Here is a 21,065-nt window from a genome sequence, read left to right as displayed (position 1 = left end):
TCGTTCAGTCCGTCCTCGGCCACAGCCCCGGGTCCGGGGTGAACCGGACCCGGAGCACCCCGTCGGTGAGGGCCGCGCCGGAGACGGTGCAGCGGCGCAGTCCGGACTCCAGCGGGACGATCCGGTGGAACGGGCCCACGGTGAGCAGCAGTTCGTCGCCCCGGCGGACCAGTTGGAGGTCCTTCTTGACCGCGCCGGGCAGCGGCAGGCACCAGACGAGGACCGGGTCGCCGTCGCCGGACGACGGGGCGGTCACGATCCGGGCACCGGGCAGCAGTGCGCCGAGGCCGTCCGGGGCGCCGGGGCTCTCGATCCACCAGGGGTCGTCGGCCCGGCCGCGGCTTTGCCCGTCGAGTTCCGAGGCCAGTCCGTCGCCCTCGATGAGGCCGCCGCCGGTGCCCGCCGCCTCGATACCGGTGCGGGCGGCCGTGGTGTCGAGGCGGGCGAGGTCGTCCAGGCCCCTCGGGTCGCGGCCGAGGTGGGGCACCTCGCACAGCGCGGTCTCGGGCACCCATTGCTCGTACCAGCGGTCGACGGTCTTCTCCTGCTGCGCGGCGAGCTCCGCGAACCAGGGGTCGGCCGAGTGCCTGGGCAGCACCCGGTTGACCGCGAGGGTGTCGACCCGCAGTCCGTGCAGGGCGAGGCCGGTGCGGGCGGTGCGCAGGGCGTCCTCGCCGGCGGGGCCGGGCTCCGCGACCAGCCGGAGCGTGGTGTTGCGGTCCTCGATCAGGGCCTGGACGGCGGCCAGCTCGGCGTCCCTGCGGGCGGCCGCCTCGTACAGCCACTGGGCGGGCATGGGCACGCCGGCGAGCTGGGCGAGCATCGGGCGCAGGGCTCGGGCGGCCTGGCGTTCGGGGGGAAGCAGTCGGCGCAGATAGCGGCGCAGCTGCTCGGGGAGGGCGAGCAGGGCGAGTGCCTCGCGCAGCGGTGGCAGGTCGACGACGAGGAGCTCATGGCCGCGGCGTGACCAGTCGCCCCCGGCGGCGCGGCGCAGGGTATGCAGGAGGGCCAGCTCGAAGCTGCCGGGGAGTTCGGTCAGTTCCTCGCCGTCCAGCCGGTTCCCGCCGAGCAGGTCGAGTACGGCGGAGGCCTGGTCCTGGAGGGCGAGGAGTTCCTCGCGGAAGTGCTCGCCGGAGTCGATACGGGCGGACCACAGCCCGTCGGTGACCTCGGTGGGTTCCGTGCTGTCGGGAAAGCCGGGTATGCAGTCGGCCGTCAGCAGCAGGGTGCGCCGGCCGCGGCGGGCGGCGGCCAGCGCGGTCGCCGCCGCGACGGTGGTACGGCCGGCGCCGCCGGGGCCGGTGACGAGGACCGTACGCATCGGGTCAGACCTTCGGGACGGACTCGACGCGCTTCTTCAGGCCGGCCAGGGCCCGGTCGATGATGACCTTCTCCGCCTTGCGCTTGATCATGCCGAGCATCGGGATCTTGACGTCGACCGTCAGCCGGTAGGTGACCTCGGTGCGGTCGCCGTCGCCGAGCGGAGCCAGTGCGTAGGAGCCGTCGATGGCGCGCAGCATCTGGGACTTGACGAGGGTCCAGCCGACCTCGTAGTCGCCGATCCAGGTGTAGGCGAGTGTGTGGTCGTCCTTGATCGCTCCGGCGTCGAGGACGAGGCGGACCTGCTCGGCGCGGCCGTGGTCGTCGGTGGAGAGGACCTCGGCCTCCTTGACCTCGCCGGTCCACTCCGGGTAGCGGGCGAAGTCGGCGATCACTCCCATGACGTCGGCCGGCGCCGCCTCGATCGTGATGCTCGAGCTGGTGTGTTCAGCCATCGCCGTGGCTCCTCCAGTGCGGTGTACCGGTGCGTCGGCAGAGGCCTGCCGCCAGAAGGCTATCGCGTGCGCGCGGCGCCTCGGCCCAGGGTCCGGTACCGGTGCGGTGCGGTCACCATTCCAGGGCCCAGGGCCTGCCGGTGGACGCGAAGTGACCGACGTTCACACATTCGGTGGCGCCGATCCGCATCCGGCGGACCAGCGGCTGGTGGACGTGGCCGAACAGGGCGTACCGGGGGCGGGTCCGGCGGATGGCGTCCAGCAGGGCCCGGCTGCCGCGCTCGAAGCGGCGCGCCACCGTGTCGTACGTCAGCTCCGGCACCTCGGGCGGGATGTGGGTGCAGAGCACGTCGACCGGGCCGATCGCCTCGATCTTCGCCGCGTACTCCTCGTCGCCGATCTCGTACGGGGTCCTCATCGGGGTCTTCAGGCCGCCGCCTACGAAGCCGAACACCCGGCCGCCGATCTCGACCCGCTCGCCGTCCAGGACGGTGGTGCCGGGGTGTGCGTACTCGGACCACAGGTCCGGGATGTCGACGTTGCCGTAGGTGGCGTACGTCGGTGTGGGGAAGGCCGCGAAAAGTGCGGCGTACTGCTTGCGGACCGCCGAGACGATCGCGGCGTTGCGATCCATGCCCGCCCACAGGTCGCGGCCGAACTCACGGGCCTCCTCGAAGCGGCGCGCGGTGCGCAGCGCGACGATGCGGTCGGCGTTCTCCACACCGAAGAGGTCGGGGAAGATGCCGCGCGAGTGGTCGGCGTAGTCGAGGAAGAGCACCAGGTCACCGAGGCAGACCAGCGCGTCGGCACCGTCCCCGGCGCGGGCCAGGGCCTCGGTGTTGCCGTGCACGTCACTGACCACGTGGATGCGCGTGCGCTGTCGGGTGTTGTCCGGTCCGGCTCGCATGACGATCACCCTAGAACCCCGCCGGTCCCCTGGGTAGAGGCCGCCGGACCTGCGAATATCGTCGTCCGGTCACACGGGTGGACTACTGTGCGCCCAAGGATCACCGTTGTGTGTGACGCATAAGACATCTGGCCGGAACCCCCTATCGGGAACCGAGTACTGGTGGGTAACGTCCGGGCAGTCCAGTCGTGCTCGCCCCACTGAGCACCTGCCAATCTTGGACCGCAGCCGGTGCGTCGCACAGAGCCGTGGCACCGGAGCCCGATGAGGAGCAGCAGTCTTGCGCGAGTTCAGCCTTCCGGCCCTGTACGAGGTCCCTTCGGACGGCAACCTGACGGATCTCATCCGCCGCAATGCCGCTCAGCATCCCGATGTCGCGCTGATGAGCCGCAAGGTGGGGGGCGTGTGGACCGATGTCGACGCCACGCAGTTCCTGGCCGAGGTCAGAGACGTCGCCAAGGGTCTGATCGCCGCGGGCATCGAAGTCGGCGACCGGGTGGCCCTGCTCTCGCGCACCCGCTACGAGTGGGTGCTGCTCGACTTCGCGATCTGGAGCGCCGGCGCGGTCACCGTCCCGGTGTACGAGACCAGCTCGCCCGAGCAGATCCAGTGGATCCTCGGTGACTCCGGCACCGCCCTGTGCCTCGTGGAGTCCGAGGCGCACCAGGCCTCCGTGGTCTCCGTCCAGGCGGACCTGCCGGCCCTGAAGGGCATCTGGCAGATCGAGGACGACGCGATCCGCCGGCTGACGGCGCTCGGGGAGGACGTCTCGGACGAGACGCTGGACCTGCGGATGGCGAGCGCCAAGGCGGACGACCCGGCCACCATCGTCTACACCTCGGGCACCACCGGCCGCCCCAAGGGCTGTGTGCTCACGCACCGCAGCTTCTTCGCCGAGTGCGGCAACGTGGTGGAGCGGCTGAAGCCGCTCTTCCGTACCGGCGATTGCTCCGTGCTGCTCTTCCTGCCCGCCGCGCATGTCTTCGGACGGCTGGTCGAGGTGGCCTCGGTGATGGCCCCGATCAAGCTCGGCTGCGTACCGGACATCAAGCACCTCACCGACGAACTGGCCGCGTTCCGGCCGACGTTGATCCTCGGTGTGCCACGGGTCTTCGAGAAGGTCTACAACGCGGCGCGCGCCAAGGCGCAGGCCGACGGCAAGGGCAGGATCTTCGACAAGGCCGCGAACACCGCGATCGCGTACAGCCGCGCGCTGAGCACCCCCCAGGGCCCGCCCCTGGGTCTGAAGCTGAAGCACAAAGTCTTCGACCGGCTGGTCTACCGCAAGCTGCGCGCGGTGCTCGGCGGGCGCGGCGAGTACGCGATCTCCGGCGGCGCGCCGCTGGGCGAGCGGCTCGGCCACTTCTACCGCGGGATCGGCTTCACGGTCCTGGAGGGCTACGGCCTGACCGAGACCTGCGCGGCCACCGCCTTCAACCCGTGGGACCGGCAGAAGATCGGTACGGTCGGCCAGCCGCTGCCCGGTTCGGTCGTGCGGATCGCGGACGACGGCGAGGTGCTGCTGCACGGCGAGCACCTGTTCACCGGCTACTGGAACAACGAGGCGGCGACGGCCGACGCGCTGGCCGACGGCTGGTTCCACACCGGTGACATCGGCACGCTCGACGAGGACGGCTATCTCGCGATCACCGGCCGCAAGAAGGAGATCATCGTCACGGCGGGCGGCAAGAACGTCGCTCCCGCGGTGATCGAGGACCGGATCCGGGGCCACGCCCTGGTCGCCGAGTGCATGGTGGTCGGCGACGGGCGGCCGTTCGTGGGGGCGCTGGTCACCCTGGACGAGGAGTTCCTGGGCCGCTGGGCCGAGGAGCACGGCAAGCCGTCCGGCTCGACGGCCCGCTCGCTGCGCGAGGACCCGGAGCTGCTGGCCGAGGTGCAGCGGGCGGTGGACGACGGGAACGCGGCCGTCTCCAAGGCGGAGTCGGTGCGCAAGTTCCGCATCCTGGACTCGCAGTTCACCGAGGACGCGGGCCACATCACGCCGTCGCTGAAGCTGAAGCGGAGTGTGGTGGCGAAGGACTTCGCGGACGAGATCGAGTCGATCTACCGGGGCTGACCGGCACCCGTACGCGAGAGGGCCCGCACGGCGTGTGCGGGCCCTCTCGCGCAGGTGGCTCAGAGCAGCGCCCGGAGCCGTTCGGCGAGCAGGTCCCAGCGCCACTTCTCCTCGACCCAGGCCCGGCCCCGCTCCCCCATCCGCTGCCGCAGCTCCGGGTCGTGGAGCAGGGTGACGATCCGGTCGGCCGTCTCCTCGACGCTGCCGCCGCGCACCACCCATCCGGTCTCGCCGTCGAGCACCGCGTCGGGCGCGCCGCCCGAGTCGCCCGCCACCACCGGCAGACCGGTCGCGGAGGCCTCCAGGAAGACGATGCCGAGGCCCTCCACGTCCAGACCGCCGCGGCGAGTCCGGCACGGCATGGCGAAGACGTCGCCCGCGCCGTAGTGGGCGGGCAGTTCCTCCCACGGCACCGGTCCGGTGAACCGCACCGACTGCTCGACCCCGGTCCGAGCGGCCAGCCGCTTCAGCTCCTCGGCGTACGGTCCGCCGCCGACGATCAGGAGCACCGCGTCCGGCACCTGCGCCAGGATCGCGGGCATCGCGAGGATCAGCGTGTCCTGGCCCTTGCGCGGCACGAGCCGTGACACACAGACGACGACGGGCCGGTCCGCGAGGCCGAGCCCGGCCCTGACCCGGTCCCCGCCCGAGTCCGGGTGGAAGGTCTTCTCGTCGACGCCGGGCGGCAGTTGAGCCATGCGCGCCGCGGCCCCGGGGCTGAGCGCGGGGGCGATCCGGGAGCGGGTGTATTCCCCCAGATAGGTGATCGTGTCGGTGCCCTCGCCGATCCGTCGCAGCAGTTGCCGGGCCGCGGGCAGTTGCGCCCAGCCCGCCTCGTGGCCGTGGGTGGTGGCGACCAGGCGGCGGGCGCCGGCCCTGCGCAGCGCCGGTGCCATCAGCCCGAGCGGGGCCGCGGCACCGAACCAGACGGAGGTGCAGCCGTGTTCGCGCAGCAGCCGTACCGCGCGCCGGGTGACCCGCGGGGTCGGCAGCAGCATCGTCGTCGGATCGCGCACGACGGTGAACGGCTGCTCGGCGTCGAAGGCGGCGGTGGCCGCGATGCCTTCGGGGGTCCGCTTCCAGGTGGAGGCGTAGACGACGATCCGCCCGGGGTCCAGGCGCAGCGCCATATTGTGCAGAAATGCCTGAATGCCGCCGGGGCGGGGCGGGAAGTCATTTGTCACGATCAGGGTCTTGTCCATCCCGGCCGACAGTACCGCGCGGTCCGGGCCCGATGGCTCCCGCACCGGCCGTGCGGGCATCATGGCTCCTCGTACCCACCCCACCGGGTGGCCCCTGATGAGAACGGATGACACGGTCATGACAGGATCGACCGGCGCACGGCTCGCCGCCGCGGCGGTGTGGGCCCTGACCAGGGTCGTGCTGCTGCTCTTCGTCACCAAGGTGATCACGCTGCCCGGCCCGGACGTGACCAGTGATGTCTCGGTGATCTACCACGGCTGGTCCGAGGTCCTGAGGACCGGTACGTATCCGGAGTCCGACGTCACCTGGCAGTACCCGCCGCTGGCCGCGCTCGCCATCCTCTCGCCCGCGCTGCTGCCGTTCCTGGACTACGCCTCGGCCTTCTTCGTCCTCGCGTTCGTGTGCGACGGGCTGGTGCTGGGGCTGTTGCTGTACGCGGGCCGGGGCGGCGGCCGGTCGTTGGCGGGCGCCTGGGTGTGGGTGGCGGGGGTGCCGCTGCTCGGCACGACCGCGTACGCCCGATACGACGTGATGGTCACGGCTGTGGCGGTGGCGGCGCTCCTGGCGGGGCTGCGGCATCCGCGGGTGATGGGGGCGCTGGCCGCCGTCGGTGCGCTGCTGAAGGTGTGGCCGGCGCTGATCCTGGCCGGTACGGCGCGCGGCCGGCAGACGCGGCTGGCATGGACGGCCGCGGCGGTGACGGCGGCCGGGCTGCTGGTGGGGTGCACCGTGGCGATGCCGGGGGCGCTGGCCTTCCTCGGCTTCCAGCGCGACCGGGGCACCGAGGTCGAGTCGCTGGGCGCGCTGGTCTTCCATGTGGCGCGGCAGTTCGGCTGGCAGGGCCGGGTGGAACTGCACTACGGCTCCATGGAGTTCCTGGGACCGTACGTGCCGCTGGTGAGCACGCTCGCCCTCGGTCTGTCCGTGCTCGCGTTCGGCTGGCTGCTGGTGTGGCGGCTGCGGGCCCGTGACTTCGGCGCCGGCACCCCGGCGGACGCGGCCTTCGCGGCGGTGCTGCTGTTCACGACGACGAGCCGGGTGATCAGCCCCCAGTACATGCTGTGGCTGGTCGGCCTGGCGGCGGTCTGCCTGGTCTTCCGCGACAGCCGGATGGTGCTGCCGGCCTGTCTGGTGCTGCTGGCGACGGGCGTCACCCAGTTGGAGTTCCCGCTCGGGTTCACCCATGTGGTGACCAGCGACGCGACCGGCGTGACGCTGATGTTCCTGCGCAACGGCCTGCTGGTCGCGGCGACGCTGATCGCCTGCCGTCGGCTGTGGCGGCAGACGGTGCCGGGGGCGGCGCGCGACGCCCGTGAGTCCGCCGTCCGGCCGGTCCTCGGGCGGGAGGCGGAGCCGGTCGGCTAAGGGCTGTCCCGTAATCCCCGGTGGATCAGCGCGCGGCGTCAGATGCGGTGCATCGCAAGGCGGAGGGGCGTCCGCATACGGGATGTATGCGGATGTTCCGACAACGCGGCGAGGAGTGGGGTCTCCCCTGCTCGAGCGCAGCCGAGAGCTTGGGGAAGTAGCTGTCGTCGCGCGCCCGCCGGGGATCACGGGACAGCTCTTAGGGTCTGCCCGGCGGATCGGAGTCGGACAGGGCGCGGCGTCCACTGCGGTGCCTCGCAAGGCGCCGGATCGTCCTGACGGCGGAGCTGTTCGGGCGATTCGGCAACGCGGCGCGGCGCCGTGCCGGACGCCGCGACCCTGGCCATGATCCGCCGGACAGACCCCAGGGCGCGTTTCGGAAGTCCCGCCCGGCCGGGAACGCCCGGCACGCACGCCCGCCGCGTTGTCGTCGGTCGCCGGGGCGTCCGGCCGGCCAGGCCCTTATCCGTCGGGCAGGCCTTGACCGAGCTCGGAGCGCAGATACTCCCGCCAGAGTGCGGTGAAGTCCTGCGGGGGCGTGTCGAGCACCTCGTGCATGGCCTGCTCCACCGCTCCGTCCCGTCCCCGGTGCCCACCGACGGCCCGGTAGAAGGCGAACAGCTGCTTCTCGCCCCAGTGGTCGGCGATCAGCTCGCAGGCCGCCCAGCCGCCCTCGTACGCCCTCGCCAGGCGCGCGGGGTCGCCCGCGAAGCCGAAGTCCTCGTCCGCGGGGAGCTCGGCGGGCGGGTCGCCGCGCCGGACGGCATCCGCGAGTCCGGGCGCGATCCGTACCGGGGCGCGGTCCTCGGAGCGGTAGGCCGCCCAGTCCGCGAAGCCCTCGGAGAGCCAGGTCGGAGTCGCGGCGGAGGTGCGGGTGCGGGTGGCGACATGGGTGGTCTCGTGGGTGAGGACGATCCGCTGCCCGAAGGTGCCGAGCGTGCCGTATGCCTGCGGGTTGACGATCACCCGGTCGGCGGGGGCCCGGCCCGCGCCGCCGGTCTGCCCGGTGGTGACGGCTGCGATGCCCCGGTAGTCCGCCGCCGACCCCAGCAGCTCCGCCATCTCGTCCACCGTGCGCGGCACGAGCACCACCACGCGGCCCGCCCAGCGTTCCGGCCAGGCGCGGGAGACGGCGGGTACCGCGCGGTCCGCGGTCCGGGCGATGGCGCGCAGCTCCTGATCCGTGCGGCCGACGCCGAGCACGAGGCTGTGCGTCCCGTGCACCACCCGTACGTCGCCCTGCTGCCAGAGCTGGCGGGCGCCGTCTCCGCCGGCCCGGTCCCCGACGACGTACCAGCGGCCGTCCGCCCGGTCCCGTCTCAGGTCGAGCACCCGGTCCGCGGCGACCGGGGCGGCGTCGTAGTCCTTGATCCGGTAGCGCAGCTCGACGTCGGCGGTGGCCCGGTCGGCGCCCCGCCCGGTCACGTCGCGCAGCCGGTACGTCCATGAGCCGAGCGGTATGTCCGCGAGGTTGGCGAGCTCCCGGCGCTGGGCCGTGCGCAGCCCGGTGGCCCCGGGGTCCGTCGTGGCCAGCAAGGCGTCCGTGTCGTGGTCGAGCACGGCGGCGGCCCTGCGGTCCAGCGTGGCGCGGATGCCCCGGGCGGTGGCCCCGGGGGCGGCGTCGTGGTCGGGGGCCGCGCAGCCGGAGACGAGCAGCAGCCCGGCGAGCAGCGCCCCCGCCGCTCGCCGCCCTCCGTTCCGTCCCCGTCTGCCGCTCACCCGGACGAGGGTACGGTCAGACGCGGGTGACCGACGAGACGGGCATCATGCCGACGGGGTCGTAGCGCACCGGGGCCCCGGGGTACGGGGCGTGGATCACCTGGCCGTTGCCGACGTACATCGCGATGTGGCCGGCGTCCGCGCGGTAGGCGACCAGGTCTCCGGGGCGGGCCTCGGAGAGCGGCACCACGCGTCCCGCGTACCGCTGGGCCTGCGAGGTCCGCGGCAGGCTGACCCCGGCCTGGGCGTACGCCCACTGCATCAGCCCGGAACAGTCGAATCCGGCGGGCCCGTTGGCCCCCCAGATGTACGGGCGGCCCAGTGCCTGCCGGACCGCCGCGACGGCCACCGCCGCGCGTGCGGAGCCGGCCGGCAGATCGGCCGTCGCCGGGAACGCGTCGTCCCGGCCGGAGCGCGAGGCCCGCTCGAACTGCGCCCGGTCGGCGCCGGGCAGCGTGGCCAGCAGCTTCCTGGCCTCGGTGAGCTTGCGCTCGACGGTCCGTTTGTGCCGGGTGGCGGCCGCCCGGTTGCGCTCCAGTTCGGCCAGCGCACGGTCCGCCTCCGCCCGGGTCTGCGCGAGCCCGCGCTGGACCTGCTGGAGCTGCCGCAGCTCGGTGGCCTGAAGGTCGGTCAGGCGCTCCAGCGCGGCGGCCCGGTCGAGATAGCTGTCCGGGTCGGAGGAGAGCAAAAGGGCGAGCGAGGGGTCGATGCCGCCGGAACGGTACTGCGCGCTCGCCGCCGAACCCAGCACCGTGCGCATCCGGTTGACCTGTTCCTGGCCGCGGGCCGCCCGGTCCCGGGCCCGGTCGACCTCGCCGCGCAGCCGGTCGGCGTTCTCACCGGCCTTGTTGTACTGCTCGGTGGCCCGCTCGGCCTGGGTGTACAGCAGGTCGATGCGGGCCTTGGCGGCCCGGGGCGCGTCCTGCGGGTCGGCGTTCGCGGTGGCCGCCCCGAGGGTGGCGGCGGCGGTCGCCGCCGCGGCCGACAGAACGGTGGCCCGGACGCTCGGACTGAGGCCGGGCTGTGTGGAACGGCGATGGGACACCACAGGACGCCGCACTCCCTTCCGCTGTACGCAGACGCGCGCAGCCCCTGCCGCCCGGGGCGGGCGGACCGACGACGGGGAGCCGCACAGCAGGCAGACAGTAGTCGGACGATCACGGAGCGGCGAACGGCCGCGCCGGGCGAAAGGCAAAAGAAACGGCGACGCCCCGCCGGTGACCTGTGGTCTCCGGCGGGGCGGACGATCTGCGCGGGCGCGGGAATTCGCCCGTTCGGGCATCGTCAGCCGACGCGCACGCCGAACTGGAAGCTGCCGATGGTGTCCATCGACTCGAAGCGGACGACCGTGCCCGGGTACGGGGCGTGCAGGAGGGTGTTGTTGCCCGCGTAGAGCCCCACGTGCGAGGTGTTGTTGAAGAAGACCAGGTCACCCGGCTTCAGCTCGCTGCGCCCGATGTGGACACCGTCGTTGACCTGGGTGTAAGTGACCCGGGAGATCTGGACGTTGGCCTGGGCGTAGGCCCATTGGGTCAGCCCGGAGCAGTCGAAGGCGCTGGGGCCGGTGCCGCCCGATCGGTACGGCTTGCCCACCTGGGTCTTGGCGGCGTTCAGGGCGGCGGCACCCCAGGCGGAGGCGGGGGCCTCGTTGCCCAGTTTGACGCGGTCGCCCGCGGAGCGGCTGGCACGCTGCTGCTCCTCGCGTATCTTCGCGCGCTCGGCTTCGGTCATCGAGTTGAGCAGGCGCTGCGCCTCGGCCAGCTTGTTCTGGAGCTTCTTCTTCTTCTCGCCGAGCGTCTTGCGTACGTCCGCGAGGTCGCCGAGCTTGTCCTGGGCCTCCTTGCGTTGCTGCGCGAGGACCCGCTGCTTCTCCTGGATCTTCCCCAGGGTCTCGGTCTGCTTGGCCGTCAACTGGTCGAGGGCGGAGGCCTCGTCGAGGAAGGTGTCCGGGTTGGACGAGAGGAAGAGCTGCACCGACGGGTCGATGCCACCGGAGCGGTACTGCGCCGCGGCGAGCGAACCGAGGCCGTTGCGGAGCGTGTTGATCTCCTGCTGGCCGCGGGCCACCTTGTCCTGCAGCGCGCTGACTTCCTTCTCCAGCTTCTGCTGCTTCTCCTTGGCGCCGTAGTACTGCTCGTTGGCGTCGCCCGCGTCATGGCTGAGTTTCTCGACCTTCGCCTTGACCTCGTCCTTGGAGGGCTTCGGGTCGGCGTGGGCCGCCTGGGAGGACAGGGCTACGGCCGCGGCTGCGGTCGCGGTGAGCACGGTCACACGGGCGCGGCTCGGCTGCTTGGGACGACGGTGGGACGCCACGGAGGCGAGCTCCTTCTTCCTCGAGCCGCCTACCGGGCTGTGGGGGATGCGAATCCCCGGCTCCGTGCATGTCACGGACTCGGCGGTGCCTTCACCGTCACCCCGGATGGGTGATCAACCGTGCGAAGGTTCGAGGCCTGACCCTAGTGACCAACTTGTGATCAGTTCAAATCCTCACCCGAAAATTATCGTCGCGGGCCGCACTTCTTTACCCACGACACACGGGGCGTAGCGGCGACCTGACGGTCCGTTCCCTGATTTCCGCCGAGACCCGGCAAGTGCCACTAGACGCGTGAAAGGCGCTTCAGGAGCAAGGCGGACGCAACGGGCCTGGCGCCCGACTTCGCCACTCCGTCGGCGACTTCACGGTCGGTGGAGACCACCACGACGGGCCTGCCCGGAGGTTCGGCACGCGCCAGCTGACGGATGAGCTCGTCGGCGGTCACCCCTGGCTTGCTGAACAGCACCCGGACGCCGCGGGGCGGTGCGAGCAGCACCGGGGCCGCCAGCTCGGCCCCGTCGAAGACACAGGTCATCTCGGCGCCGGTCTGCGCCGCGAGCACCGAGAGCCCGCCCAGCAGCCTCAACCGCTGCTTCTCCAGCGGCAGCTGCGGATAGCCGGTCTTGGTGACGTTGTAGCCGTCGACGATCAGATGCGCCTGCGGCAGCGCGAGCAGCTGGTCGAGCAGGGCCGGGTCGGTCTCCGAAAGGGCCCTGGCGGCAATGTCCTTGGGCGACATCCGGCCCGGCTCGACCGCGTCGACGCTGTCGGCGGGGCGGATCGAGGCGGGCGGCAGGGCCAGTTCGCGGCGGAGCCCGCTCGCCGCGTCGAGCACCGTGTCCAGCAGCAGCCGCAGCCGCATGTCCTCGACCGAGCGGCCCTCCCTGGCGGCCCGGCGGCCCGCCTCCACGGACGCCTCGGCCTCCCCGAGCCGCGCCTTGAGCCGACGGCTCTCGCTCTCGGCCGCGGAGACCTGGGCGGCCGCCTCGGACCGTACCGCGTCGGTCTCGGCCCGGCTGCGGCGCAGCGCCGCCTCGCCGCGCCTGACCTCGTTGACGGCGCTGCGCAGCTTGCGCTGAAGGGATTCGGCCTCCTTGCGGGCCGCCTCCAGCTCGCCGCGCAGCCGCTCCGTCTCGCTCTTCGTCTGCGAGCGGGCCCGGACGAGCTCCTCGCGCAGCCGGTCCAGCTCGCGGCGGCTCTCCTCGTCGGCACGCTCGGCGTCGGCGCGCTGGGCCTCCTCGCCCGCGGCGGCGACCAGCTTCACCCAGCCCGCCGGGCGCAGCACATAGGCCGCCGCGGCCACGTCGACGGGGTCGGCGGCGGCGGGCGGAGCACCGGCCTCCAGGGCGGCGGCCAGCTCCGGCTGCTCCTCCCTGAGCCGCTCACCGATGCGCTGCCGGAACAGGGCGTCGCCCTCCAGGGCGGCCGCCATCGCGTTCCCGGCGAACTTGGCTCGCCGGGTCGGGGTGAAGCGGGCGTACTGCCGCAGCTGGGCGGGGAGTTCGGTGACCGTCAGGCCACCGAACGCATCCGAGACCAGCGCGACGACCCGCCGCCGTACACTTTCGGGCAGCGGGCGGTCGAGCGCCTCGACGGCGTCGCCGGCCGCCTCGGCCGACTCGGCGCCGTTATCGGGCTGCTCCACCATCCGTCACCCCAAATGTCTGTGGGCGCGGCTCCGTCAGGAGTCGGCACCCGGCCTGTCCACCAGTTCGATCTGGTCCACCGCGTTGCACCAACGGCAACGCACCGACTCGATGGTCTCACTGACCACCTCGCGCTCCTCCACGCTGGACTCACCGGCCAGGTCGAGATGGACATATTCGACGACCTTCGAGGAGCGCGTCACGTCGAAGCGTGTGAGATTGCCGCAGAGCGTGCAGCGCCAGCGAGTCCCGTCGGTCGGCTGGGGAACCGTCGTCATCGTTGCGTCCTCTTTCGTCGAGCCTCGTGCTGCCTTGCCTTCAAGGATCTCGCGGTGCGCCGTCGAACTGCGGATGTCCTGCCGTAACCCTACGGCCTTGCCGCGTCCCCCCGACACGGCGAGGCGGTCTGTCCCGTTCCCTCCGCTTGCGTCATGCTCTGTTCATGATCGATCGGCGAGCTGTGACCGGCAGGCTGACCGGCGGACTGCTACGGACGGTCACCGGGGACGGGCCGCTGGTGACCCATGCCCTGATCACGGTCTGCGTCCTGGTCTTCGTGATCAGCCCGCTGTCCGGCCTCGCCCCGGTGCCCGGAACCGCCGACGCCCTGCTCGCCGCCCAGGCCGGGTACTTCGAACGCTGGGGCGTGATCCCCAGCGAGCTGTGGGACGGCTCCGCGCGCGCCCTGCTCACCCCGCTCACCGCCCTGTTCGTGCACGGCAGCTGGCTGCACCTGCTCGGCAACGTGCTCTTCCTGTACGTCTTCGGGGCGATGACCGAGGAGCGCATGGGCCGGGCCGGGTTCACCTTCTTCTACGTCATCTGCGGCTATCTCGCCCTGGTGGCCTACGCTGCCGCCCACGCCGCCTCCGACCAGACGCTGGTGGGCGCGTCGGGGGCGATCTCGGCGGTGCTCGGGGCGTTTCTGTACCTGTTCCCCAGGGCCCGGGTCACCAGCCTGTTCCCGTTCCTCTTCTTCCTGCCGCTGCGCTTCCCCGCCTGGATCGTGCTGGTCTTCTGGTTCGTCCTGCAGTGGCTGGCGTTCCGGGGCGCGGGCGACGGGGGGCCGGGGGTGGCCTATCTGGCCCACGTGGTGGGCTTCGCCCTGGGCTTCGTCTACGCCTGGGGGCGTTTCCGGCGTACGGATAGAGTGAAGACACCAGCCGCGGCCACCGAGGGAGAAAGCCAGCCGTGATCACCGCGATCGTGCTCATCAAAACCAGCGTGGACCGGATTCCCGAGATCGCCGAGGCCATCGCGGCGCTGGACAGCGTCAGCGAGGTCTTCTCGGTCACCGGTACGTACGACCTGATCGCCATGGTCCGGGTGGCCAAGCACGACGACCTGGCCGACGTCATCCCCGGCCGGATCAGCAAGATCCCCGGCGTCGAGGCCACCGACACGCATGTGGCGTTCCGTACCTACTCGCAGCACGACCTGGAGGCCGCCTTCGCCATCGGCCTCGACGCGTAGGGCCGTTTCTTCACTGCGCGACACTTCGGCGGGGGACGGGCCGGGCCGGCCGTCCTCCGCCGAAGTGCTGTGTGCCCGTCAGAGCTGCGCCGCGCCCCGGTCCGGAACGCAGCGGCCGTCCTCGGTGCGGTACTTCCACCGGGCACCCTTGCTCACCAGCTCCCTGACCGCGCGGACGAATCGCTCGATGTGCTCGTCCGGCGTACCGGCGCCGAAGCTCACCCTGATCGCGTTGAGCGAGGGGGTCCCCCCGGTCGAGTCCGCCCGGGACCGAGGAAGCTCCCCCGGCCCGGCCTCCTGCGCGCCGCACTCGCCGACCTCCTGCGGGTCGCTGCCCAGCAGGGTGCGGACCAGCGGGTGGGCGCAGAAGAGTCCGTCGCGGACCCCGATGCCGTACTCGGCGGAGAGCGCGGCGGCGAAGTGCGAGCTGTTCCAGCCCTCCACCACGAAGGAGATGACGCCGACCCGCGGGGCGTCGTCGCCGAACAGTGAGAGCACCTTGACCTCGGGGATGTCGGCGAGGTCGGCCCGGACCGTGCTCACGAGGTGCTGCTCCCGGGCGACCAGGCCGTCGAAGCCCGCCTCGGTGAGCGCCTTGCATGCGGAGGCGATGGAGTACACGCCGATGACGTTGGGGGAACCGGCCTCGTGGCGGGCGGCGGAGGAGTGCCACTCGACGTCCACGCCGCCGTCGGTGCGGCGGGCCACCTTGCGCGAGGCGCCGCCGCCCGCGAGGTAGGGCTCGGCCTCCTGGAGCCAGTCGGCCCGGCCGGCCAGGACACCCGAGCCGAAGGGCGCGTACAGCTTGTGTCCGGAGAAGGCGACCCAGTCGACGTCCAGATCGGCGATGTCGACGGGGTGGTGCGGGGCGAGCTGCGCCGCGTCCAGCACGATCCGGGCACCGTGCGCGTGTGCCGCGGCGGCCAGCTCCTTCACCGGCCACAGCTCACCGGTGACGTTGGAAGCGCCGGTGACACAGACCAGCGCGGGGCCGTGGGGCTCGCGGTCGGCGAGCGCGCGTTCCAGTGTCCCGACGGCCTGGGCGGGGGTGCGCGGGGCATTCAGGTAGGTCACCCGGGCATCGCGCCACGGCAGCAGCGAGGCGTGGTGCTCGGTCTCGTACACGAAGACCTGGCAGTCGGCCGGGACGACCGCGGCCAGCAGGTTCAGCGAGTCGGTGGTCGAGCGGGTGAAGATCACCTGGTCGTCGGCGCGGCAGCCGAGGAACTCCGCGACGGTCGCGCGGCTGTTCTCGAAGAGGTCCGTCGAGAGCTGCGAGAGGTACCCGGCCCCGCGGTGGACACTGCCGTAGTACGGGGCGTACGCGGCGACGTCGTCCCAGACGCGCTGGAGGGCGGGGGCGCTGGCGGCGTAGTCGAGAGCTGCGTAGGTGACCTCACCACCCGTGACCAGCGGAACTGTCACATCCTTGCCCAGAACCGGCAGCGGGGGACAAAGCGACTGGTCGGCGGCAGCAGTGAAGGCAGACATGGCGAACTCCCGTAAGAGGCAGGCGAATTGCATGCGCCGACGCATACGCGGCAGCACAGCGGAAAAAGAGAAAAGGGGTGTGCGGAGGAGGGCTGACAGCCCTATCGCATTCGCGTGCTCACAAGAGACTCCCTAGGGACCAGGACCCCGGGGGCTGGCATTCACAGATGCCGCAGGGCCCGCGCTTGCCGCAGACCTCGCTGCCTACGGCCTGGTCTTCACCCGGGGCACCCCGCCACGGACGGAGGGTTGCCGGACAGCGGGCCGGGGCCGTAGTCGCTGTCACTCATGACCTGCGCAGCATCTTGCCATACGTACGAAGGCGCGCAACGCGCAGTCCGTGATCCGGACTGCGCGTTGCGCCCGATGTGTGCCTGTCTCAGGCGTTGCTGGCCGCCACCCAGCGCTCCAGCGCGCGTGTCGCCGCCCCGGAGTCGATGGACTCGGCGGCCTTCGCCATCCCGGCCGCGAGCTGCTCGTTCAGCGTGCCGTCCGCCGCGTCCAAGGCCACCAGCGCCGCCGCCGAGTTGAGCAGCACGGCATCGCGCACCGGCCCCCGTTCGCCGGCCAGCACCCGGCGGGCCACATCGGCGTTGTACGAGGCTTCCGCACCGCGCAGGGCCTGCAGGGGCACCAGCTCCAGGCCGATGTCGCGCGGGTCGAACGTCTCCTCGCGCACCGCCCCGTCCCGGACCACCCAGACCCGCGAGGTCGCGGTCGTCGTCAGCTCGTCCAGACCGTCGTCGCCGCGGAAGACCAACGCCGAATTTCCGCGCTCGGCGAGGACACCGGCAACGATGGGCGCCATCTTCAGGTCGGCCACGCCGACGGCCTGGGAGCGCACTCGGGCCGGATTGGTGAGCGGCCCGAGGATGTTGAACGTGGTCGGCGCGCCGAGCTCCTTGCGGGCCCTGGCGACGTAGCGCAGGGAGGGGTGGAACTTCACCGCGAAGCAGAAGGTGATGCCCGCCTCCTCGGCGACCTCGACCACCCGCTGCGCGGAGAGATCCAGATTGACGCCGAGCTTCTCCAGCACGTCGGAGGAGCCGCTCGCCGACGAGGAGGCGCGATTGCCGTGCTTGACGACCTTGGCGCCGGTGCCGGCGATGACGATCGCCGACATGGTGGAGATGTTGACGGTCTTGGCGAGGTCGCCGCCGGTGCCGACGATGTCGACCGTGCGACCGGGCACGTGGATGGTGTTGGCGTGCTCGTACATCGCCCGTACCAGGCCGGACACCTCGTCGATCGTCTCGCCCTTGGCCCGCAGGGCCACCGCGAATCCGGCGATCTGCACATCGGTCGCCTCGCCGCTCATGATGCGGTCCATCGCCCACGCGGTGTCGTCGGCGGTGAGGTTCTCGCCGCGCAGCAGGGGATTCAGCACGCCGGGCCAGGTACGGTCCGCCACGCTGTCGCCGCCGATCGGGGTCACAACGTTCATGGTCCGCTCCTGGGTCCACAGCCGGTAGAAAAGGGATCACCTCCACCCTATCGAGCGCCGGGGACAGCGAAGAGCCCCGTCCATCGGATGGACGGGGCTCCTGCTGTGGCGATCAGTTCAGGCGATCAGTGGTGACCGTGGCCGCTGGTGATCTCCTTGTATTCCTCGACGGTGGGCTTGGCGATCTGGTTGTTCTCGCCGTAGTAGCCCTTGCTGAGCCGGGCCCGCAGCTTCTGCAGGGCCGACACCTTGCGCTCGACACCGTTCTCGTCGACCGTCGGGCCGATCTCGACCGGCTTGTACTGCTCGTGCGCGGTGAGCGTGTGCAGCTGCTCGGGACCGAGCGGCTCGTGGATCTCGACGAACTCACCGTGCGGCAGGCGCTTGATGATGCCGGACTCGCGCCCGTGCAGCACCTTCTCCTTGTCGCGGCGCTGGAGGCCGAGGCAGATCCGCCGGGTGACGATGAACGCGATGACCGGGCCGACGAAGATGAAGATCCGGACGAACCAGGAAATGGCGTTGATCGACAGGTGGAAGTGCGTGGCCCACAGGTCGTTGCCACCACCGATGAAGACGATGACGTACTCGGTGATCCAGGCGACACCGAAGGCCGTCCGGGTCGGCGCGTTGCGCGGGCGGTCCAGGATGTGGTGCTCGCGCTTGTCGCCGGTGATCCAGGACTCGACGAACGGGTAGACCGCGATGATCGCGAGTACCAGTCCGAAGGCCATCAGCGGGATGAACACGCCCAGGACCAGCGTGTGGCCCCAGAGGTTGATCTCCCAGCCAGGCATCACTCGGATCAGACCCTCGGCGAAGCCCATGTACCAGTCTGGTTGGGCGCCGGTGGACACCTGGTCCGCGCGGTACGGGCCGATGTTCCAGATCGGGTTGATCGTGGCGATCGCCGCGATGATCGCGATGATGCCGAAGACCAGGAAGAAGAAGCCGCCGGCCTTCGCCATGTACACCGGCAGCAGCGGCATGCCGACGACGTTCTTGTTGGTGCGGCCGGGACCCGCGAACTGCGTGTGCTTGTGGTAGAAGACCAGGATCAGGTGCGCCACCAGCAGACCGAGCATGATGCCCGGCAGCAGCAGGATGTGGATCGAGTAGAACCGGGCGACGAAGTCGTGACCGGGGAACTCCCCGCCGAACAGGAACATCGAGATGTACGTGCCGACGATCGGCATCGACAGGATCGCGCCCTGGGTGAAGCGGACACCCGTACCGGACAGCAGGTCGTCCGGGAGCGAGTAGCCGGTGAAGCCGGTGAACATGCCCAGCACGAACAGCAGGAAGCCGAACAGCCAGTTGATCTCACGCGGCTTGCGGAACGCACCCGTGAAGAAGACGCGCATCATGTGCACGAACATGCCGGCCAGGAAGATCAGCGCGGCCCAGTGGTGGATCTGGCGAACCAGCAGACCACCGCGGACGTCGAAGCTGATGTCCAGCGTCGAGGCGTAGGCCTCGGACATCCGGATGCCCTGCATCGGCTCGTACGAGCCGTGGTACACGACCTCGTTCATGCTCGGCTGGAAGAACAGCGTCAGATACACACCCGTGAGGATGATGATGATGAAGCTGTAGAGGGCGATCTCACCGAGCATGAAGGACCAGTGGTCCGGGAAGATCTTGCGCATGTTGGCCTTGGCCAGGGAGTAGATCCCGAGTCGGCCGTCCGCCCAGTCGGCCACCCGCTCACCGGCGGGCGCCTTGCGCTGTGTGTCGGTCGCAGTACTCATCCGCGCTCCCAGAATGCAGGACCGACGGGCTCTTCGAAGTCACCGAGCGCCTCGAGGTTGCCCTCGCTGTTCACACCGATCCGCAGCTGCGGAAGGGCGTGGCCGGCCGGACCGAAGATGACGCGGGCGCCGTCGGAGAGGTCGAAGGTGGACTGGTGGCACGGGCAGAGCACGTGGTGCGTCTGCTGCTCGTACAGGCTGATCGGGCAGCCGACGTGGGTGCAGATCTTGGAGAAGGCCACGATTCCCTCGTGCGCCCACTCGCGCTCGCGCTTGTCCTTGATGTTCTCAGGCTCGATGCGGATGATCATCAGCGCGGCCTTGGCGATCTGGTTCTGGAAGTCGTGAGCGTCCTCCTTCAGGCCCTCGGGCATGGCGAAGGTCAGCGAACCGACGGTGACGTCCTCGGGACGCAGCGGCTCCATCGTGTTCATGTTGATGAGCTGCTTGCCCTTGGCCCACAGGGTGGTGCGGAGCTTCTTCTCCGGCAGCGGACCGAGGTCGCGCAGCAGCACCACACCGGAGAGCGGCACCAGGGCAAGCGCGCCGAACATGGTGTTGCGGATCAGCTTGCGCCGTCCGAACGCGGACTCCTCGGCACCTGCCGCGAAGTCCGCCAGGACCTTCGCCTTGACCTCGGGCGTCGCCTCGATGGGGTGCCGGTCGTCGGCGACCTCCACGTCGGACATCAGCGTGCGCGCCCAGTGGACGGCGCCGGCGCCGATCGCGAAGAGGGCCACGCCCAGGGTCAGACCCAGGGAGAAGTTGAGCGCGCTCACGTGGCCGAAGGGCCAGATGTACACGATCTTGTCGACCGGGAAGATGACGTACGAGGCGATGAAGCCGATCGTCGCCAGCATGGACAGCGTGAACATGAACGCGACGGCGCGCTCGGAGCGCTTCGCGGCCCGTTCGTCGATGTCCTGGATGCGCGGCTTGTGGGCCGGCAGCCCCGGGTCGGCGAACGGGTCGTCCGCGACCTCTACCGCGCCGTGCGCGGGGGCCTGCTCGGCGGGCAGGTTCTCTTCTGGAATCTCTTGGCTACTCATGACTTCTTGGCCTTAGCGGTGTGGGCCGCGACCCAAATGGCAACTGCGATCAGTGCGCCGAGCCCGAAGATCCAGGCGAACAGCCCCTCGCTGACCGGCCCGAGGCCGCCCAGCTGCAGACCACCCGGGTTCTCCGACTGACCGCTGTTGACGGTCTGGATGTACGCGATGATGTCCCGCTTCTCCTGCTCGGGCATCGTCGTGTCCGGGAAGGACGGCATGCTCTGCGGGCCGGTCTGCATGGCCTCGTAGATGTGCTTCGGGTCCACGTCTTCAAGGCTGGGCGCGTACTTGCCATTCGTCAGCGCGCCGCCCTCGCCGGTGAAGTTGTGGCACTGCGCGCAGTTGGTACGGAACAGATCGCCACCCTTGGCGATGTCCGCACCCTCAGGGCTGACCTGGCTCTTGTTCGGAGTGATCGGGCCGGCGCCGAGCGACGCGACGTATGCCGCGAGCTGGTCGATCTGCGCCTGGCTGTAGATGACCTTCTTCTTCGGCACCTGGGCGCCGGGCTGCTGCGCCGGCATACGGCCCGTACCGACCTGGAAGTCAACGGCGGCGGAGCCCACGCCGACCAGGCTCGGCCCGTCGGTGGTGCCCTGACCGCCGGTTCCGTGGCAGCTGGCGCAACCGACGGAGTACAGCTTCTTGCCCTCATCGATGGCGAGGGACTGGGCGGTTTCGTCGGCCTGCGCCTTACTCGCGGGCGCAAACGCGGCGTACAGCCCCCCAGTGGCCGCCAGCGCGAGGAGTAGTACGACGACCGCCGCCAACGGATGGCGTCGTCGTGCGGAGAGCTTTTTCACGGATTACCCCGGTGTCAGGATCTTCTGCGTCGATGCTGGATGTGG

The 21,065-nt window shown here is 70.9% G+C and carries 18 protein-coding genes and 1 riboswitch; of the genes, 4 read left to right on the top strand and 14 right to left on the bottom strand.

The annotated features are described in order from the left end of the window. Nucleotides 1-4 precede the first annotated feature (4 nt). From ACWCQ6_RS15250 to ACWCQ6_RS15240, 3 genes are all read right to left on the bottom strand, one after another. Nucleotides 5-1,321, bottom strand: a complete 1,317-nt coding sequence (locus tag ACWCQ6_RS15250; RefSeq protein WP_451089247.1) for an ArsA-related P-loop ATPase — start codon at nucleotides 1,319-1,321, stop codon at nucleotides 5-7. A 4-nt stretch (nucleotides 1,322-1,325) separates the two neighbouring features. Further along, nucleotides 1,326-1,775, bottom strand: a complete 450-nt coding sequence (locus ACWCQ6_RS15245; RefSeq protein WP_451089245.1) for an SRPBCC family protein — start codon at nucleotides 1,773-1,775, stop codon at nucleotides 1,326-1,328. Nucleotides 1,776-1,887: 112 nt separating this feature from the next. Continuing rightward, nucleotides 1,888-2,682 carry a metallophosphoesterase family protein gene (locus ACWCQ6_RS15240; protein ID WP_451089243.1) on the bottom strand — a complete coding sequence of 265 codons (795 nt, stop codon included), beginning with the start codon at nucleotides 2,680-2,682 and terminating at the stop codon, nucleotides 1,888-1,890. A gap of 280 nt (nucleotides 2,683-2,962) precedes the next feature. On the opposite strand from ACWCQ6_RS15240, the gene ACWCQ6_RS15235 reads away from it, so the two are divergent. Then, nucleotides 2,963-4,759, top strand: a complete 1,797-nt coding sequence (locus tag ACWCQ6_RS15235) for an AMP-dependent synthetase/ligase (RefSeq protein ID WP_451089241.1) — start codon at nucleotides 2,963-2,965, stop codon at nucleotides 4,757-4,759. A gap of 59 nt (nucleotides 4,760-4,818) precedes the next feature. Here ACWCQ6_RS15235 and ACWCQ6_RS15230 read toward each other — a convergent pair whose 3' ends face one another. Then, nucleotides 4,819-5,961, bottom strand: a complete 1,143-nt coding sequence (locus tag ACWCQ6_RS15230; protein ID WP_451089239.1) for a glycosyltransferase family 4 protein — start codon at nucleotides 5,959-5,961, stop codon at nucleotides 4,819-4,821. A gap of 118 nt (nucleotides 5,962-6,079) precedes the next feature. On the opposite strand from ACWCQ6_RS15230, the gene ACWCQ6_RS15225 reads away from it, so the two are divergent. Beyond that, nucleotides 6,080-7,327, top strand: coding sequence for a glycosyltransferase 87 family protein (locus ACWCQ6_RS15225; protein ID WP_451089237.1), 1,248 nt, complete (start codon nucleotides 6,080-6,082; stop codon nucleotides 7,325-7,327). A 462-nt stretch (nucleotides 7,328-7,789) separates the two neighbouring features. On the opposite strand, the gene ACWCQ6_RS15220 is transcribed toward ACWCQ6_RS15225, so the two are convergent. The 5 genes from ACWCQ6_RS15220 to ACWCQ6_RS15200 form a co-directional block, all read right to left on the bottom strand. Continuing rightward, nucleotides 7,790-9,046, bottom strand: coding sequence for a hypothetical protein (locus ACWCQ6_RS15220; RefSeq protein ID WP_451089235.1), 1,257 nt, complete (start codon nucleotides 9,044-9,046; stop codon nucleotides 7,790-7,792). Between the two features lie 16 nt (nucleotides 9,047-9,062). Beyond that, nucleotides 9,063-10,094 carry an NlpC/P60 family protein gene (locus ACWCQ6_RS15215; RefSeq protein WP_451089233.1) on the bottom strand — a complete coding sequence of 344 codons (1,032 nt, stop codon included), beginning with the start codon at nucleotides 10,092-10,094 and terminating at the stop codon, nucleotides 9,063-9,065. A gap of 236 nt (nucleotides 10,095-10,330) precedes the next feature. Then, nucleotides 10,331-11,359 carry an NlpC/P60 family protein gene (locus ACWCQ6_RS15210; protein WP_451089231.1) on the bottom strand — a complete coding sequence of 343 codons (1,029 nt, stop codon included), beginning with the start codon at nucleotides 11,357-11,359 and terminating at the stop codon, nucleotides 10,331-10,333. Between the two features lie 284 nt (nucleotides 11,360-11,643). Continuing rightward, nucleotides 11,644-13,005, bottom strand: coding sequence for an NYN domain-containing protein (locus ACWCQ6_RS15205; protein WP_451089229.1), 1,362 nt, complete (start codon nucleotides 13,003-13,005; stop codon nucleotides 11,644-11,646). Nucleotides 13,006-13,041: 36 nt separating this feature from the next. Further along, entirely contained in the window at nucleotides 13,042-13,284 is a 243-nt protein-coding gene (locus ACWCQ6_RS15200) for a hypothetical protein (protein WP_014156692.1), read from the bottom strand. Between the two features lie 164 nt (nucleotides 13,285-13,448). Here ACWCQ6_RS15200 and ACWCQ6_RS15195 point away from each other — a divergent pair, with 164 nt between their 5' ends. Then, entirely contained in the window at nucleotides 13,449-14,201 is a 753-nt protein-coding gene (locus ACWCQ6_RS15195; RefSeq protein WP_451089227.1) for a rhomboid family intramembrane serine protease, read from the top strand. Further along, complete coding sequence (locus ACWCQ6_RS15190) at nucleotides 14,198-14,479, top strand: Lrp/AsnC family transcriptional regulator (protein WP_093543818.1); 282 nt, start codon at nucleotides 14,198-14,200, stop codon at nucleotides 14,477-14,479. The genes ACWCQ6_RS15195 and ACWCQ6_RS15190 overlap by 4 nt, the downstream gene beginning before the upstream one ends. 78 nt (nucleotides 14,480-14,557) lie before the next feature. On the opposite strand, the gene ACWCQ6_RS15185 is transcribed toward ACWCQ6_RS15190, so the two are convergent. From ACWCQ6_RS15185 to qcrC, 5 genes are all read right to left on the bottom strand, one after another. Next, a complete protein-coding gene (locus ACWCQ6_RS15185; RefSeq protein WP_451089225.1) occupies nucleotides 14,558-15,970 on the bottom strand; it encodes an aminotransferase class V-fold PLP-dependent enzyme in 1,413 nt (470 codons plus the stop codon). 176 nt (nucleotides 15,971-16,146) lie between these two features. Beyond that, nucleotides 16,147-16,264: riboswitch (SAM riboswitch) on the bottom strand. An 85-nt stretch (nucleotides 16,265-16,349) separates the two neighbouring features. Then, nucleotides 16,350-17,414 (bottom strand): anthranilate phosphoribosyltransferase, encoded by a 1,065-nt coding sequence (trpD, locus tag ACWCQ6_RS15180; RefSeq protein WP_451089223.1) that lies wholly within the window; start codon nucleotides 17,412-17,414, stop codon nucleotides 16,350-16,352. A gap of 125 nt (nucleotides 17,415-17,539) precedes the next feature. After that, entirely contained in the window at nucleotides 17,540-19,165 is a 1,626-nt protein-coding gene (gene qcrB / locus ACWCQ6_RS15175) for a cytochrome bc1 complex cytochrome b subunit (RefSeq protein ID WP_451089221.1), read from the bottom strand. Beyond that, nucleotides 19,162-20,214: a cytochrome bc1 complex Rieske iron-sulfur subunit gene (gene qcrA, locus ACWCQ6_RS15170; protein WP_451089219.1), complete on the bottom strand. Its 1,053-nt coding sequence runs from the start codon at nucleotides 20,212-20,214 to the stop codon at nucleotides 19,162-19,164. The genes qcrB and qcrA overlap by 4 nt, the downstream gene beginning before the upstream one ends. After that, a complete protein-coding gene (qcrC, locus tag ACWCQ6_RS15165; protein ID WP_451089217.1) occupies nucleotides 20,211-21,020 on the bottom strand; it encodes a cytochrome bc1 complex diheme cytochrome c subunit in 810 nt (269 codons plus the stop codon). Before qcrC ends, qcrA begins: the two co-directional genes overlap by 4 nt. Nucleotides 21,021-21,065: the final 45 nt, after the last annotated feature.

Source organism: Streptomyces sp. NPDC001880 (assembly GCF_053594575.1).
This window is presented reverse-complemented; position numbering and strand designations above follow the sequence as displayed.